The 16,625-nt window shown below is 38.5% G+C and carries 15 protein-coding genes; 7 read left to right on the top strand and 8 right to left on the bottom strand.

Annotated elements, in window-relative coordinates:
* Positions 1-15: 15 nt before the first annotated feature.
* From oxyR to rubA, 4 genes are all read right to left on the bottom strand, one after another.
* Positions 16-921 carry a LysR family transcriptional regulator OxyR gene (oxyR, locus tag AC1M9E_RS10315; RefSeq protein WP_035266662.1) on the bottom strand — a complete coding sequence of 302 codons (906 nt, stop codon included), beginning with the start codon at positions 919-921 and terminating at the stop codon, positions 16-18.
* Between the two features lie 16 nt (positions 922-937).
* On the bottom strand, positions 938-1,873 hold the full coding sequence (locus AC1M9E_RS10310) for an alpha/beta fold hydrolase (protein WP_035266665.1): 936 nt from the start codon (positions 1,871-1,873) through the stop codon (positions 938-940).
* 61 nt (positions 1,874-1,934) lie between these two features.
* Positions 1,935-3,113 (bottom strand): NAD(P)/FAD-dependent oxidoreductase, encoded by a 1,179-nt coding sequence (locus AC1M9E_RS10305; RefSeq protein ID WP_035266666.1) that lies wholly within the window; start codon positions 3,111-3,113, stop codon positions 1,935-1,937.
* A 79-nt stretch (positions 3,114-3,192) separates the two neighbouring features.
* A complete protein-coding gene (rubA, locus tag AC1M9E_RS10300) occupies positions 3,193-3,357 on the bottom strand; it encodes a rubredoxin RubA (RefSeq protein ID WP_000760495.1) in 165 nt (54 codons plus the stop codon).
* A gap of 492 nt (positions 3,358-3,849) precedes the next feature.
* On the opposite strand from rubA, the gene AC1M9E_RS10295 reads away from it, so the two are divergent.
* Positions 3,850-4,386, top strand: coding sequence for an adenine phosphoribosyltransferase (locus tag AC1M9E_RS10295; protein WP_035266671.1), 537 nt, complete (start codon positions 3,850-3,852; stop codon positions 4,384-4,386).
* A 31-nt stretch (positions 4,387-4,417) separates the two neighbouring features.
* On the opposite strand, the gene AC1M9E_RS10290 is transcribed toward AC1M9E_RS10295, so the two are convergent.
* Positions 4,418-4,930: a YqiA/YcfP family alpha/beta fold hydrolase gene (locus tag AC1M9E_RS10290; protein WP_035266673.1), complete on the bottom strand. Its 513-nt coding sequence runs from the start codon at positions 4,928-4,930 to the stop codon at positions 4,418-4,420.
* Between the two features lie 247 nt (positions 4,931-5,177).
* Here AC1M9E_RS10290 and lysS point away from each other — a divergent pair, with 247 nt between their 5' ends.
* On the top strand, positions 5,178-6,707 hold the full coding sequence (gene lysS, locus AC1M9E_RS10285) for a lysine--tRNA ligase (protein WP_092766879.1): 1,530 nt from the start codon (positions 5,178-5,180) through the stop codon (positions 6,705-6,707).
* Positions 6,708-7,008: 301 nt separating this feature from the next.
* A complete protein-coding gene (locus tag AC1M9E_RS10280) occupies positions 7,009-8,472 on the top strand; it encodes a capsule assembly Wzi family protein (protein ID WP_488224760.1) in 1,464 nt (487 codons plus the stop codon).
* A gap of 48 nt (positions 8,473-8,520) precedes the next feature.
* Here AC1M9E_RS10280 and AC1M9E_RS10275 read toward each other — a convergent pair whose 3' ends face one another.
* Entirely contained in the window at positions 8,521-9,048 is a 528-nt protein-coding gene (locus AC1M9E_RS10275) for a hypothetical protein (RefSeq protein WP_488224759.1), read from the bottom strand.
* 15 nt (positions 9,049-9,063) lie between these two features.
* On the bottom strand, positions 9,064-9,507 hold the full coding sequence (locus AC1M9E_RS10270) for a GNAT family N-acetyltransferase (RefSeq protein ID WP_179997707.1): 444 nt from the start codon (positions 9,505-9,507) through the stop codon (positions 9,064-9,066).
* Between the two features lie 141 nt (positions 9,508-9,648).
* Here AC1M9E_RS10270 and cysD point away from each other — a divergent pair, with 141 nt between their 5' ends.
* The 4 genes from cysD to AC1M9E_RS10250 all read left to right on the top strand — a co-directional run bounded on the left by cysD (position 9,649) and on the right by AC1M9E_RS10250 (position 14,138).
* Positions 9,649-10,563, top strand: coding sequence for a sulfate adenylyltransferase subunit CysD (cysD, locus tag AC1M9E_RS10265; protein ID WP_035266686.1), 915 nt, complete (start codon positions 9,649-9,651; stop codon positions 10,561-10,563).
* A 125-nt stretch (positions 10,564-10,688) separates the two neighbouring features.
* On the top strand, positions 10,689-12,305 hold the full coding sequence (gene cysN, locus AC1M9E_RS10260) for a sulfate adenylyltransferase subunit CysN (protein ID WP_488224758.1): 1,617 nt from the start codon (positions 10,689-10,691) through the stop codon (positions 12,303-12,305).
* Positions 12,306-12,892: 587 nt separating this feature from the next.
* Positions 12,893-13,141 carry a DUF2798 domain-containing protein gene (locus tag AC1M9E_RS10255; protein ID WP_481609825.1) on the top strand — a complete coding sequence of 83 codons (249 nt, stop codon included), beginning with the start codon at positions 12,893-12,895 and terminating at the stop codon, positions 13,139-13,141.
* 121 nt (positions 13,142-13,262) lie between these two features.
* Positions 13,263-14,138, top strand: coding sequence for an SDR family oxidoreductase (locus AC1M9E_RS10250; RefSeq protein ID WP_481588891.1), 876 nt, complete (start codon positions 13,263-13,265; stop codon positions 14,136-14,138).
* A gap of 56 nt (positions 14,139-14,194) precedes the next feature.
* Here the strand turns inward: AC1M9E_RS10250 and AC1M9E_RS10245 are convergent, their stop codons facing one another.
* The gene (locus AC1M9E_RS10245; RefSeq protein ID WP_488224757.1) at positions 14,195-16,612 is read right to left on the bottom strand and encodes a glycerophosphodiester phosphodiesterase family protein; all 2,418 of its coding nucleotides are present in this window, start codon (positions 16,610-16,612) and stop codon (positions 14,195-14,197) included.
* Positions 16,613-16,625 lie beyond the last annotated feature (13 nt).

Raw genomic sequence — 16,625 nt, 5'->3', positions numbered from 1 at the left:
TTTTGTGATGACTTATTAGCAAATATCAGCAGTAATGCGCTGTAGAATTTGTAAAAGGACATCAAATTCGCTTTGCAATGGCGTACTTTTACGCGTCACTAATGACAGAATGCGTGAAGGGGCATTCTCAATTGGTCGGATCACCAATTGATCATTATTTTTCAGCATATGTGTATTTACCGCAATCTGAGGTAGTAATGTAAAGCCCAGATTAGAACTCACCATTTCAACCAAGGTTGGTAATGAGCTCGCTTTAAGGCGATGATCATTCTTGCGTTCACCGATAGGGCATACACTTAAAGTATGGTCTCTTAAGCAATGACCTTCTTCAAGCAACATGAGGTGTGTCAAATCAAGGTCTTCTAGAGATTTAGCTTGCGCCGTTTTGTGGTCAGCTTTGTTTGCAACTAAGTACAAACTCTCTTTCGCAACTTCAGCGACTTTTAAGCCACGTGTGTCGAATGGGAGCGCTAACATGATCATGTCTAAATTGCCATGTTCTAGCTTTTCAACCAAATGTTCACTCTGTGCTTCATGAAGATGTAGTTGAATTTTAGGCAGCTCTTTATGAACTTCTTCTAACAATTGCGACAAAATAAATGGTGCAATCGTTGGAATAATTCCTAAATGAAGATCACCAGTAAGTGGTTCGCTCATCTCACGGCTCAGTCGCATGAGATCTTGAGCATCAGCAAGAAGGACACGTGCTCGTGCAACCACTTGCTCACCGAGAGGGGTTAAACGTACATTTTGGCGATCACGTTCAACGAGAACGCCACCCAATAAACGCTCGAGCTCCATAATCCCGCCAGAAAGCGTAGACTGAGTAACGAATGAGCGACGTGCTGCTTCTGTAAAATGCAACGTCTCAGACAGAGTCACGAGATATGACAGCTGTCTTAGGGATGGTAATGCAGCCATAGTGTCCTAGTGTTTATCATTTAAAATGTTTTGCAAACAAACCACTCAGTTGTGGGATGAAATGCGCAGGAATATCATGCCCCATTCCTTCGATTAATTCAAACTTTGCGCCTGATATTGCTTTTGATACTGCCTTGCCGTGGCTAAAAGGGAGTAGACGATCCTTTGAGCCATGTACAACCAGTGTTGGCTTTTGAATTTGCTTATCGATAGAAACTAATGAGCCTGTACATAATATTGCTAAAAACTGTTGAAGTACACCCGCTGGATGATAACTACGCTTATATAATTTACGCGCGTTTTGAATAACTTCCAATTGATTGACGTAACCAGGTGAACCAATCGTCTGAATGACTTTAATACTATGATTTACAATACCATCTTCATCATTCGATGCAGGGCGACCAATAAGACTAAATAATTGTTTTGGAAATGGTGGCGGAAGAAATGGCTGATTATTACTGGTAAATAATAATCCTAGTTTATCCACTTTTTCTGGATATTTTGCTGCCAATATCTGAGCGATCATTCCCCCCATTGATGCACCAATAATATGCGCTTTTTCAAGACCTAATCGTTCAATGAGTAACGCTACATCTTCAGCCATATCAAATAAATTGTAAGGAGAGCCTTGATTTCCTAGACCAAAAGCAAATCGACCCATAAGTTTAAATGTATTGAGGCGAGGTCCCTTGTGCTTAATTTTTGTTGAGAGGCCAATATCTCGGTTATCGAAACGAATGACTCTGAAACCTTGGTCTATTAAAGATTTGCAAAAAAAATCTGGCCAAAAAAGCATCTGCGCACCCAGTCCCATGATGAGAATAATCGTAGGATGTTCAGCCTTGCCTCCAACTTCAATATGAAGGTCGATCCCATTGCCTAGACTCACTTTACTTTCTTGCATGAATGGAGCATAAGGTGAAACTTGATATTCTAGTGCGTTATTCATTTTTATTGTGTCCAAACTAAAAGGGTACTTTCATTTGAAAATACCCTAAATCTTTGAATAATTAAACGGCAGCTGGAATTAAATCTGGGACCAGTTTGGTCAATGTTAAACGTTGCTTCGCTGCTGTTGGTCCAAGTAGCACAAATCCACGAAGCGTTGATTCTTGGTCAAGTGCTTTAGCAATCATTCCGTCATCGAGTTCTTCAGTTTCCCAAGTTGCCTCCACACCTTGAGGTACAGGTAATACAGTCAGTGGTGCAGCAGGAGTTTTCACTGCAACTGGCATCGCTGGATAATGAACTTGTGTATTTTCACCAGACAATGTTTTAGCTAAAGCACGTGCTTGTTGCATAATTGGCATGACATACGGAAGCAGTAAACCATTTACTTCTGCACAATCACCTAATGCATAAATATCGGTTTTATTGGTTTCCATTAAAGTGTTAGTCACAATCCCACGGCTGGTATGGATTCCTGCTTCTTGTGCAACTGATGTATTGGGTTGCAGGCCAACAGCAGAAAGAACAACGTCAGCTGTAAAGCTCTGTCCATTTGCAAGCGTTACGGTATAGCTTTCGTCTGAGTTTTTACTTACCCGATCTACGGTGGTACTTAATGCAAACTGAATACCTGTTTCTTCAAGATTTTGCTGGAAAGCATGTGCAACGTGTTCTGGTAGAAGGCGACCCAAAGGTTGTGGGGCAAGATCAATCACAGTCGCTTGATGACCAGTGTTCTGTAAATCGTTGGCAAACTCACACCCAATGAGGCCTGCACCTAAAATGACAACACGCTTGTCTTGTTTAAGGTCGAGCTTAGAGCGAAATTCACGATAATCAATCAGTGAGTTAACTACATGAATATCATCAGCGCCATCACCTGAAATGGCTAAACGAATAGGGTTAGCACCTACAGCTAATATTAATTTGCTGTATATAAGGTTTTCAGCTTGTCCATCTTTTGTGTAGGTCAATTGATGTTGATCTGCAGAAATTGAAGTTACAGTCGCATGATGAATAATTTGCATATTCAATTGCGCAGACATTTTCTCAGCATCACCTAAGGCAATTTGCTCTGGCGCTTTTTTACCTACAAGTGCATTAGATAAAGTTGGTTTTGCATAGTTCACCGCATCATCTGAGCAAATCATAACAAGTGCTTGTTCAGCATTCAGTTTGCGAAACTCTCGCGCTAATGTGTAACCTGCCATGCCAGAGCCAACAATGATGATCGGTTGCATAGTACTCTCCAATACTGATAATTTTTTTAGTAAATAAGAAAAAAGACCATATCAAAATGGTCTTTAAAGGAAATCTGTATTAGATTTCAATCATTTCAAAATCTGCTTTTGATACGCCGCAATCTGGGCAAGTCCAATCATCTGGAATATCTTCCCATTTAGTGCCTGCAGCAATGCCATCTTGTGGCCAGCCTTCTGCTTCGTCATAAATCCATCCACAAACGATGCATTGATATTTTTTCATTTGATTCTCCAAAAAATACTGACAATTCCATTTATTGGTGTCAGCCAAAATCTTTCTCACACCTAGACTCGAGTGATATGAATTTTTATCGTTCATATTCAAGCAAATTTTTACGCAGTTCGAGGTGGAAAGTAAAGTAAATAACGGAGTTTAGCTGACTAAAAGAGAAGCTGAATGGCAGATTAGGACAAAACGCATGCTAATTATGCTAATGCATGATAGGACTGAGCATTAAATCTTTGAAATATTTGCCAAAATTATATGTATTATGATTTAAAAAAAATTGTCAGACTTTTGTCGCGTATTGATTTACCAGCTACTCATATAAAATTTATACTGTTTGTGTTTTATACTTGTTATTTAATTAAAAAATGGTTTATTAAAAATCAATAAGTTATATTGGTCGGTATTTTTTCTTAGCTCATGTTTGCTATATTTTTTGTCAATAATTCGTTAAAATTCACGCATTCTTTTGTCTAATTTTTATCTCCTATGTCTACTTCTTTGTCTACATCATTGTGGTCACACATTCGTACGGTCCAAGATTTTCCAAAACCAGGAATTTGTTTCTTTGATTTAACTCCTTTGTTCATGCAGAGCATTGCACCTTTAACTGACGCCTTAATCGAAAGTATTCCTGCGGAGCAATTGGCAGAGGTAGAGAGTTTCGTTGCGGTTGAAGCACGTGGGTTTGTTTTGGCGAGTTTGTTGGCGCAACGTACTGGTAAGGGGTTGTTGTTGGTTCGTAAAGCTGGAAAATTACCACCACCAGTGATTGGTGTGGGCTATAGCCTTGAGTATGGCATGGACCGTTTAGAAATGTCTGCGGATGTACAGGCTCAAAAAGTGATTATTGTTGATGATGTATTGGCCACAGGTGGTACATTAAAAGCAGTTAAGCAATTGATGGATAAATGTCAGCACACTGTTTTAGGGGCGAGTATTTTCCTTGATTTGCCAGACTTACACGCGGATTTAGGAATGAATATTTGGTCTGTTTTGGACGATAAATCAAAACCTCAAATTTAAGTCGAAAAGCCTTGTGATTCACAAGGCTTTTTTAATGTGATTGATGATTTGAGTGGCTGACTAATCCGATCAGGTAATTCAGACGATCAGGGTTTTCCAGTTGATGACGGCCACCAATAATACTTTCAACGTACATGTATGGCTCTAATAAGTCAGAGGTACTATGCATATCAATCAGTTCATCACCAAGTTCGATATAAGCGATTTGAGATGAGGTTTTGGATTGAAGCTCCTCAATTGTAATCGCTGGATAATCAGGATCAAAAGATGGCATTAAGCTCGGATTTGCAATCACAGCAGGAAGTTGAAATCGATTTGACATCTTTAATGCCCAGTAACCACCTAGACTATGTCCTACTAAAATGTCTGGTTTAATTTTCTCGATCATATCGATATAAAAACGTTCAACAGCAGCGTATTTTAAATTTCGATAATCAACATTAATGCAATATTTATTTTTAGAAAGAATTGCCTGAAACTTGGTAGATTCTCTTGAAGAATCTAATCCATGCATAAACAATACTTTAGGGTCTTGAGTGTTCATAAGTCATCATTAAATCCATTCTATTTTTTATGATTGTTGAAAGTATACTTTTCCACAATTTATAGGATGATTGTAGAGTGCTGTATTCAAAGTACAACTTAGCTTTTGGTCTAAGAAATGTTCAGACCTAGACTTTAGTGGATGAAATTAAGCGTTTTTCAAATGGCTGATTATTTTCTAATGCTCAAGTACTTTGAATTCTGCTATGCTATGCAACTTCTTTTTTAAATAAAATTACGAGGCAGAGATGACGCAACAAAACGCTCAATCGACTTCTGAACAAGCCATTTCCGAAAACGATTTAATCGCACAGCGTCATGCCAAGTTAAAACAGATTCAAGATAAGGCTCAAGAGCAGGGTACGAGCCCTTGGCCAAACACGTTTAAGCGTGAACATTATGCACAAGACCTTCAGGATCAGTTTGCTGATAAATCAAAAGAAGAAATTGAAGGCAGTGAAAAAGTTTATGTCAAAGTTGCGGGTCGGGTGATGTTGAACCGCGGTTCGTTCATGGTGATCCAAGACATGACTGGCCGTATTCAGCTTTATGTTGCACGTAAAGAATTATCTGCAGAGACTTTAGACACCATTAAAGGTCTTGATCTAGGTGATATTATTGCCGTTGAAGGTTACATTGGACGTTCAGGCAAAGGTGATCTTTATGTGCATATTGAACATTTTGAACTCCTCACTAAATCACTCCGTCCTCTTCCAGATAAGTTCCACGGTCTAACAGATACAGAAGTAAAATACCGTAAACGTTATCTTGATCTGATCGTGAACGAAGAAACGCGTAAGACTTTTGAAATTCGAGCAAAAGTAGTTGCTGGTATTCGTAACTTCTTGACTGAAAAACGTTATATGGAAGTTGAAACGCCAATGATGCATGTGATTCCAGGTGGTGCTTCTGCGCGTCCATTTGAAACGCATCACAATGCCTTAGACATGCCATTATTCTTACGTATTGCACCAGAACTTTACTTAAAGCGTTTGGTTGTAGGTGGTTTTGAACGTGTGTTTGAGATTAACCGTAACTTCCGTAATGAAGGTGTGTCTACACGTCACAACCCAGAATTCACCATGATCGAATTCTACCAAGCTTATGCAGACTACAAAGACTTGATGGAACTGACAGAGCAAATGCTAGAAAAACTAGCAATTGATATCTTAGGTTCGACAGATGTACCTTATGGCGAAGAAGTATATAGCTTCAAAGGTCCATTCAAGAAAATCTCAATGTTTGATGCAATTCTTGAACATAACCCACAATTTACACCTGAAAATGTAAATGATCGCGAGTTCTTAGCTGAGTTTGTTAAGAATGAACTTAAAGAGCAAGTGAAGCCAGGTTTTGGTCTAGGTAAGCTTCAAACGATTGTATTTGAAGAAACTGTTGAAACGAAACTTCGTCAACCGACCTTCATTACTGAATATCCTGCGGAAACCTCTCCATTGGCACGTCGTAACGATGACAACCCGCACATTACTGACCGTTTTGAATTCTTTATTGGTGGTCGTGAGCTTGCAAATGGCTTCTCAGAGTTAAATGACCCAATTGACCAGGCTGAGCGTTTCCAAGCACAGGTAGCTGAAAAAGATGCGGGTGATGATGAAGCAATGCACTATGATGCCGACTTCGTTGAGGCGCTTGAATATGGTTTACCTCCTACAGCAGGTGAAGGGATTGGTATTGATCGTCTGGTAATGCTATTTGCCAATGCGCCAAGTATTCGCGATGTGATCTTATTCCCACATATGCGTCACAAAAATGCGTAATAGTGAAATTAAAAAAGCCCTTCTTTGAAGGGCTTTTTTAATTTTTCTTAACATAAAATTAAATTTAAATGTTTTTTAGTGTGAGTGTATTTTGAGGTTTTAATCACAAAATATTTAATTAAGGTGATAAAAAATATAGAAAATTATCATTAAAGCTAATCTGTTTAACCAGCTGTATGTTTATCCAAATATTTACACAATGTTATTAAATGTATCTAATTAAATACTTAATGTAAAGTTAATGGATTTATAAATTAAAAATTCAAATAATCAATAAGATATAATCCTAAATTGATTTGTGATGAACCCGAATAGACTTATAAAAATCCTTTCATCGAGCTTACTATTTTCTAGTCCATGGGTCTTTGCCAATGGTATTCTCCTCAACGATGAAAACCTGAGAGATGATTTAAATTGGCTGAATCAACAAGGTGTGATTCAAATAAGCACCTCAACATGGCCGCTAAGTGGTAATGAAGTCCAGCGTGCCCTCACCAATGCTAAAATTAACTCCATCGAACAACAAAAGGTTATTCAGGAAGTCGAAAGAGCGATTAAGCAGCAAAATGAAACATTAAAAGTTGATGCTTTCGCGGAGAGTGATCAAAAGAAAATCCCACAATCTTTTGCCGATCATCAAAAAGCACAATATGCGCTTGGTGCAGAGTTAAATCTTGGGGGGCAAAATTGGGATGCGAAGCTCAAAGTTAGAGGTGAAAAAAATCCTCAGATAGACAATGGGCAAGACGTTAATCTAGAAGGCTCATATCTTGCGGGTAAACTTTGGAATCAATGGCTCATTGCTGGTCAGATTCCAACTTACTGGGGGCCTGCACACGATGGTAGTTTGATACGTGGAGATGCAAGTCGACCAGTATATGGTTTCACTCTACAGCGTGCTGAACAGTCTGCTTTTGATCATAAATGGCTATCATGGATCGGGCCTTGGCAATACCAAGCTTTTGGCGGCCAGTTAGATGATTATAAAGCTGTGTCAGGTACCCAGTTAATTGGCTTACGTTTTACAGCTCAGCCTTTACCTTATCTAGAATTGGGATTATCACGAATTTTTCAAATTGCTGGTAAAGGTCAACCAAATTCTGTTAAATCTTATTGGAACGCTTTCATTGGAAAAGATAATGAGTGTGAAAATAATAATTGTAGTGGTGAGGGTAATGCATCAAATCAAATTGCTGGACTCGATGCACGATTGAATCTAAGCTATTTATCGAACCAACCAATAGGCCTTTATGCTCAATACGTGGGTGAAGATGAAGCTGGTGGTTTACCTGCTAAGAAAATGTATCAAGCCGGCGTGGATTATTCTTCATCTTTAAAAAAAATGCCTTATCAGATTTATGCAGAGTGGGTAGACACCACTACAAATGGTAAGGCTCGAGGGATATCTTATAATCATCATATTTACACAGATGGATATTATCAACATGGCTATCCTCTTGCACATGCGATTGGAGGAGATGGTGAGATGATTTCTTTGGGTGGAAATATTCGTTTTGATGCCATGAACAGACTTTCAGGTCGCGTATTATTTGCAAAAGTAAATCAATCAAATCGAGATACCAATGCTGCATTTTCTGAGGAAGATGATATCCAAGCATTAGATTTAACTTGGACGCATTTTGTGAAGCCGAATTTGCCATTAAAGATTAATGGTTGGATTGCAGATTCAGATCGTCATGGTAATGATGCAGGTGCTTCTGTTGGTATTGAAATACCTTTAGATGTCAAAAAACTGGGACGTTAATATTCTTAGATTAGCAATTGAAAAAGCCACCTAAAAAGGTGGCTTTTTTTACATGAGACTTGTTTGTATCCGAACTTTCATTTCTAAGCTAAGTTGCCCGATATAATCCTTCATCCATGGGTAATTCTGTCCCATTGGATTTACTTTAGTGGCTGTGTCTAAAAAACTAAGCTCAGGTTGACTGAATAATTGCTTTTCTAAGCAGTCTTTAAATTGCTCAGCGTTCGCATATAAATCTGTTTCAACTACAAAAAAATGTTTTGGATAATTGTAAAAGGCGTAGCACAAATTAAAAGCTTTTTGATTGCCTTTTAAATGACCAATACTAATTTCACTTCTATGATCTTGATTGCTATGTGTAACGCCAATCAAGAACTTTAGTTTTTGATCAGTATGTTCAACAGCAAACTGTAAGCCAATTTGATCAGCAGTTAACTCGTGCTGAACAAAAATATTTAAAGCAGAACCATTTTCAGTAAACGGTTCTTGTAACACTAGAATTTGATGATGCTGATAAATATGACCAGCAATTTGAGCTCGCTCTAAATGTTGTTTAAGAGATTCAAGGCTAAGCATGGGAGATAAAAATAACTAATTTAGAGATTTTTTATATTGAATGAATCCCGTTTCGGTTGCAACACGATTATACAAAAGTCTAGCATTATCATTGCTTTTATGGGTTAACCAATACACTCTATCATAATTATTTTTACATTCGTCATAGCTAAATTCTATTAATTTCCTGGCTAAGCCCTGATTTCTATAATTTGCATCAATAAACAAATCTTGGAGATAACAATAAGGGAGTTTAGTCCAAGTGCTTGCGTGAGAAATGAGATGTACAATTCCGACGACGTTTTGATTTTTTATAATGGCATAGCCAAACATATCGGTTTGCGACGCATCAGATAATCGTTTGAAAGTCAGAGCCGCTTGTTGAGGATTCAATTCGGTCTTGTAGAATTCAAGGTAAGCTGACCAAAGGGCTAACCATTCTTGGTATTTTATATTTGAAAGGCCTGTAATTGTTATCATAATTAGATTGTCTCTTTGCTTATATTCTATTTGAGTATATTAATATAAAAAAACGAGATAAAGCTCCGTTGTCTAAATCACTATAATGAATATAAATTTTCAAAAGTGTCATAAGTACACATATTCTAGCTGGTGTTGTCCATGTCATTAAATGAGGAAAGACTTACTCATCTTAAACAGCTTGAAGCTGAGAGTATTCATATCATTCGCGAAGTTGCTGCAGAATTCGAAAATCCAGTCATGCTTTATTCGATTGGTAAGGACTCGGCAGTTATGCTGCATTTAGCGCTTAAAGCATTCTATCCTGCAAAACTCCCTTTTCCACTGTTACATGTAGATACAGGTTGGAAATTTAAGGACATGATTGCTTTCCGCGACAATATGGCTAAGCAACACGGTTTCGATCTTATCGTCCACCAAAATAAAGAAGGTAAGGATGCTGGGATTAACCCATTTGATCATGGTAGTTCGAAATATACTGATATCATGAAAACTCAGGGTTTAAAACAGGCATTAGATAAATACAAGTTCGATGCTGCATTTGGTGGTGCTCGCCGTGATGAAGAAAAATCACGTGCCAAAGAACGTGTGTATTCATTCCGTGATGATAAACATCGTTGGGATCCTAAAAACCAACGTCCAGAACTTTGGAATCTTTACAATGGTAAAGTGAATAAAGGCGAAAGTATCCGTGTGTTCCCATTGTCGAACTGGACTGAGCTTGATATTTGGCAATATATTTACTTAGAAAGTATTCCACTTGTTCCATTGTATTTAGCGGCAGAACGACCTGTTGTTGAGCGTAGTGGTACATTAATTATGGTGGATGATGAGCGTATGCCTTTAAAAGAAGGTGAAGTTCCACAAATGAAATCGGTTCGTTTCCGTACTTTGGGGTGTTACCCATTGACAGGTGCGGTGGAGTCAACTGCTAACACCTTGCCAGAAATTATCCAAGAAATGTTGCTTGCAACGAGTTCTGAGCGCCAAGGTCGAATGATTGACCATGATGAAGCGGGCTCGATGGAAAAGAAAAAGCAAGAAGGTTACTTCTAGAATCTCTCTGCCGCAGCAGTGCTGCTCCTCTCTTTGTAAAAGAGAGGAGTCATCCTCCTTTTTCAAAGGGGGAACGAGGGGGATTCAAATACACCGATTTCAACATATTTGTGGAGCTATGAGCCATGTCTCATCAATCAGATTTGATTAGCCAAGATATCTTGGGTTATTTAAAACAACACGAAAATAAAGACTTATTACGCTTTTTGACTTGCGGTAACGTAGATGATGGTAAATCAACTTTAATTGGTCGTTTACTTTACGATTCAAAATTGATTTATGAAGATCAATTGCAAGCCGTTACACGTGACTCTAAAAAAGTCGGTACAACAGGGGATGCACCTGACTTAGCGCTACTTGTAGATGGTTTACAAGCAGAGCGTGAGCAAGGTATTACGATTGATGTAGCTTACCGTTATTTCTCTACAGAAAAACGTAAGTTTATTATTGCCGACACTCCGGGGCATGAACAATACACACGTAACATGGCTACAGGTGCGTCTACGTGTGATCTTGCGATCATTTTAATTGATGCGCGTTACGGTGTTCAGACACAAACACGTCGTCATACGTATATTGCAAGCTTACTTGGTATTAAGAACATTATTGTTGCGATCAACAAAATGGACTTGGTTGAATTCTCTGAAGCACGATTCAATGAGATTCAAACTGAATATGCAGGCTTTGTTGCACAATTGGGTGACCGTAAACCATCTAACATCATCTTTACGCCGATTTCTGCGTTAAATGGTGATAACGTTGTAAACAAATCTCCAAATACGCCGTGGTACACAGGCGAAACTTTGATGGGTACGCTTGAATCTGTAGAGATTAATCGTACTTCAGCTAAAGGTGACTTCCGCTTCCCTGTACAGTATGTGAACCGTCCTAACCTCGATTTCCGTGGTTTCTGCGGTACGATCGCACTAGGTGATATCAACGTTGGAGATACGATTACTGCGTTGCCATCAGGTAAATCATCTACAGTTAAAGAAATCGTTACTTTTGATGGTAACTTAGAACGTGCAGTTGCTGGTCAAGCAGTGACATTAACGTTAAACGACGAGATTGATATTTCTCGTGGTAACGTACTTGTACGTGCAGACCAAGAAGTACCGGCAATTTCTCGTTCTGTTCAAGCGACTGTTGTATGGATGGCAGATCAACCGCTTGCGATTGGTAAGTTATATAACGTGAAGATTGGTACGCAAACTGTTCCTGCTAAGGTAACAGCAATTAACTTCCGTACAAACGTAAATACGCTTGAAAAAGTTCAAGTTGAAAACTTAGAGCTGAATGCGATTGCGAATGTAACGATTGAATTTGATGCACCAGTCGTATTTGACCGTTATCAAGATAGCCGTTACACAGGTTCATTTATCTTTATTGACCGCTTAAGCAACGTTACAGTTGGTGCAGGTATGGTTGAAGAGGCAGTTGAGTGGACTGCACATAATGAGCCTGTAACATCAGAAGCACGTGCGGCGCGTTTGGGTCAAAAACCTGCTGCGGTAACTGTATCAAATGCTGCAATTGTGAATGCACAAGTATTAGAAAGCTTATTGATCCAACAAGGTGTTGTCGCGATTGCTAAAGCTGGTTTAACTGCTGAGCAAGTTGCATTATTACGTGAAACTGGAGTGGTGGTCATTACTGATACTGCAACAGGTACGGATGCAAGTTTTGAAGTAGAAGCTGCTGAAGAATTGGCTGAGAAGATTGTGGAATTGGTTCGTCTTTAAGATTGACTGATTTAAAAAAACCCGCCTGATGGTGGGTTTTTTTATTTAAAAGTTAATAACGACCACACTAGTCTTAATGAGCTAAGATAGGGTAAACATTAACGATAAATTCGAGATATTATGAAATAATAGCGTATTTGCTTTTGATGCTCTTAACGGTGTGTGTTAATGCTCCGATACAACAAAAACACCCTAGTAAAGCTTGTTTAGAATACCAATAAATGATGACAGCGCCTATGCCTAGAGAGGCTATGCAAAAACTGAAAAAAATGCTTCGAATCTAAAGAATAGAGATTAACGGTAAAATTGAACTAAAAACTTAAAACATTTTCGTAGAGTAGAAAAGCTAAAAAATAAAATCATCGTTTAAAGTTAAATATTTTTTTATTGCTCATGAGTCTTGATTAAGATGGAAACTAATCCATTCTATTTAATATACATTTACTAAGAAAAAATATTAAATCATGCCTCAAGGTTCAAAATTTTAACGATATTGGATTAGTTTTGTGTGCTTGAAACTTGAAAAATATAGGAATAGTGATTGCATTGGTGCTAAATTAAATGAGATGAAATGATTAGGCGCTACAATGAATAAAGCACTCCCAAAATTTCACCCCAAACATCTCAATTGGCTGATGCCGTTAATTTTGTCATGTTTGATGAGTGGTTCAATTTCTTTAATTAATATTGTAATGAATCGTGGATTTTTTGATGGGATCTGGGTGGTCTGGATAAAGACGTGGGCAATGTCTTGGTTAATCGCATTTCCATTGATCTTAATATTTTTACCTGTGGTAAGAAAAATCTTAATGCGTTTTGTAAAAACGATACCATAGCCCTTGAATGAAAGGTTTGATTAGCATTTAAAACAACAATTATAAAATTCTATGATCTTGCAACTGTTAAAAAATCGGGATAATTTTGCAAGTCGATAAAAATTACAACCTAAGGATTGGCATGACATATAACTCAGTGTTCAAGGAAAACTTATTTCAGAATCAGGTCATCATTGTGACAGGAGGTGGTTCTGGTATTGGACGTTGTACAGCTCATGAGCTTGCATCATTGGATGCACAAGTGATTATTACAGGGCGTACCCAAGAAAAACTCGATAAAGTTGTTGCTGAAATCATGGAAGATGGTGGCAGAGCCTATGGCATCGCTTGTGATAATCGTGATGAAGCACAAGTAAAAGCCATGATTAGCGAAGTAATTGAAAAATTCGGACGAGTTGATGGCTTGGTGAATAATGCAGGCGGACAATTTCCAGCGCATTTAGAAAAAATCTCAGCCAATGGATTTGATGCTGTCATTCGAAACAATCTACACGCTACATTCTATCTTATGCGCGAAGCTTACAATCAGTGGATGAATAAGCATGGTGGAAGTATTGTCAACATGACTGCTGATATGTGGGGAGGTATGCCGAATATGGGACATTCAGGCGCAGCTCGTGCAGGGGTCGATAATCTGACCAAGACAGCTGCTGTCGAATGGGGTAAATCAGGAGTTCGCGTGAACGCCGTAGCACCTGGATGGATTTTGTCATCAGGTATGGATACATATACTGGTGAAATGGCTGAAAAAGTGATTCCAAGTATGGCGGAGAAAGTTCCTTTGCAACGCATGGGAACAGAAGCTGAAGTATCATCAGCGATCGTCTATTTGTTGTCTGAAGCGTCTAAATTTATATCGGGTGTCACGATACGGATTGATGGCGCAGCTTCTCAAGGCACACGTATATTTCCATTAAGTCCGGCTGAGAATAATCAAGCCTATGATGGATTTCACCGTTCTTTTTTACCCGAAGTGATTCAAAATTTAAAAAAATAAGAAATGCCCAATTGAAGCTTTAAACTTAACAATTGGGCATGTAAATTTAAAGTTTCTTACTGAATCGTGACTGTCACGGGCTTACCGTACAGGGTATAGCTATAATTCGGAGCAATCGTGTATTGATAGCTCGGCATGACATAGGCTTTGCCTTTTTCACTAAACGTAATCGACTGACCATTTTTACTATATTTGGCAGAACCAGGCAGAACAATCATTGAATTAAAGTTTTGTGCTGAAGCCTTACCTATTTGAGTAACTTTTTCTCCACTAAAAACAACAGGCTGTCCCACTTTCGCAGTAATTTGACCTGGAGTATTGATCTTGACGACTAAATCAGAAGATTCATGAGCATAATCGGTGGTTAAGCCATGTGTTCCTTGTACATACATACGATTAAAATCATCTTTATTGGTACGGAATGTCCAAGGCCAGAAAGTTACGCCACGTAAGCTCGCCATTGACATTAACTCTTTGCTTAATCCTGCAAAAGACGGGTTAAATGTAGAAGAATATTTTTGAGTCGCGTCTAATATTCGACGTGTGTTTACAATATTGCTTTGTGCGTTCGGCGTACTCGTTAAGAAGCCTGTAGAAACACCCGGTAAGGTATTTTTCATCTGTAAGATTTGATCACCATTAAAACTGATGACAATCGATTGATCATAGGCATTGTGCTTATCTAAAAGTTCTTTAATCTTCGATACAATTTCAGGCTTAGCACTTTTAATTTCGATGAAATTGGTCACATGGGGGTATTTTTTGACTGCAGCCAAAACCTCATCCATGGTTGGAACTGGGCGACCATTGGGAATCGTTCGTAACTGACGAATTTCAGCTAAGGTAAGATCTTCAGTATTTCTATTATCACCTGTGGTACGAGTTAATGTTCCATCATGCATCAGGAAAACATGACCATCTTTCGATAGATAAACATCATATTCAACTGCGTCAGCACCCACCTCAATAGCTTTAATTGTTCCTTCTAAAGTATTTTCATCCTCTAAAGCTGGAATGCCACGGTGGCCTGTGATCAGGGGTTTTCTTAACAGGGTATTCGGTGCCATCTGCTTCATAATGTTTTGGAAAACATCTGGCTGTTGTGTATAGATCCCATTAATCCCTGTGCTTAAAATATCAGCCGCTTTGAATGCATCAATGCTTTCTTTTTGATCTGGAAGTGTGCTTGCCCAAGGTGTAATCAATAAGCGTTGTAGATGAGATACGACTTCGGATTGCACTAAGTGCGGCGGTAAAATGACAATTTTTGATAAAGAAGAGTTTGTATTATGCGCAATTTTTACAATATCTGATTTACTATTGGTTAAACCAGATTGTTTTGAATAGTCGAGTGCTGTACGCAATACAGGGATTTCAACACGAGCTTTACGTAAGAGTTCAGGCTGATCCGACACCAAGGTGATATCAGCGAGATCATAGTTTTCTGTCAACGTTTTCAGATTACGAATTGTTTTTTCTGAATTGATCGTTAATAGCGGAATATGACGTCGTGTTGAATCATTTAAATAATCTTTTAAATGAGTAATTTTCTTTTGATCTTGGTTAAGAAGATTGAGTTGCTCATCCAGTTGGTAGGCAACATGAGTTGCTAATGGAGCTGAGTTCAGTGTAGTTGCGCCAGCAGGCTGAGCGAGTGCTGGTGCCATAGAGACTGGCAATTGCTGATCGATTAGATCTGTAACTCGATTAGACTCTGGTAGGGCTTCAAGTTGCTCAGTCACTTTAATTGAATCTACACGCATCAAAGCGCCAGCTGTAGAAATGCCAATGCCACCCTGATTTAAATTGTAAGGTAGCGTGCTATCGAGTACGAGTTCATCATTAATATAATGGCGTACGCGTTGGCCATGTACGATGACTGTTGCTTTGTAGGTTTTATTTAACTCAAAATTCTCTTTATATGCAGATTTCTGTAAAACATTCCATGTGTTGTTAGGTTGACGCATAGAAAGTTCAAGACCACTTGCAGCGGTTGCATCAACACGAAATGCGAATTGATAGTATGGAGTAAAAGCTGGATCAGCATATTGATCAGCGGCACGATAAATCACGCTACCCCAACGACCACCATTGTTCTTTTCTAAGAACGCAAAATCCATATCAATACGATAATTACGATGTTGCTGTAGTTCATTTGGCAACATAATGGTCGTCATTTGAGTATCGTGCGCCGTACCATTGATGAATAGTGCTCCATCTTTAACTTCAATATTCCCTGGATTGCTACGAAGTTGAGTCCAATTGTTTGGAATAGCAGTTAAAGCATTGAAATTTTCTTCAAAAAGTATTTTGGGTACAGGAACTTCAATTTCTGGTGTTTCAGGTTCAGGAGATGGATTAGGATTTTCCGTTTGATCTGGATTTGATACAGCATTTTTTTGATCATCATCGGAGCAAGCCGTTAAGCTTAATGTTAATAATATTGCTGACGTCAGTGTTGTAAATTTCATCATTAAAAAGTACTCG

This window comes from Acinetobacter sp. 24-47-47 (assembly GCF_057737035.1).
This window is presented reverse-complemented; position numbering and strand designations above follow the sequence as displayed.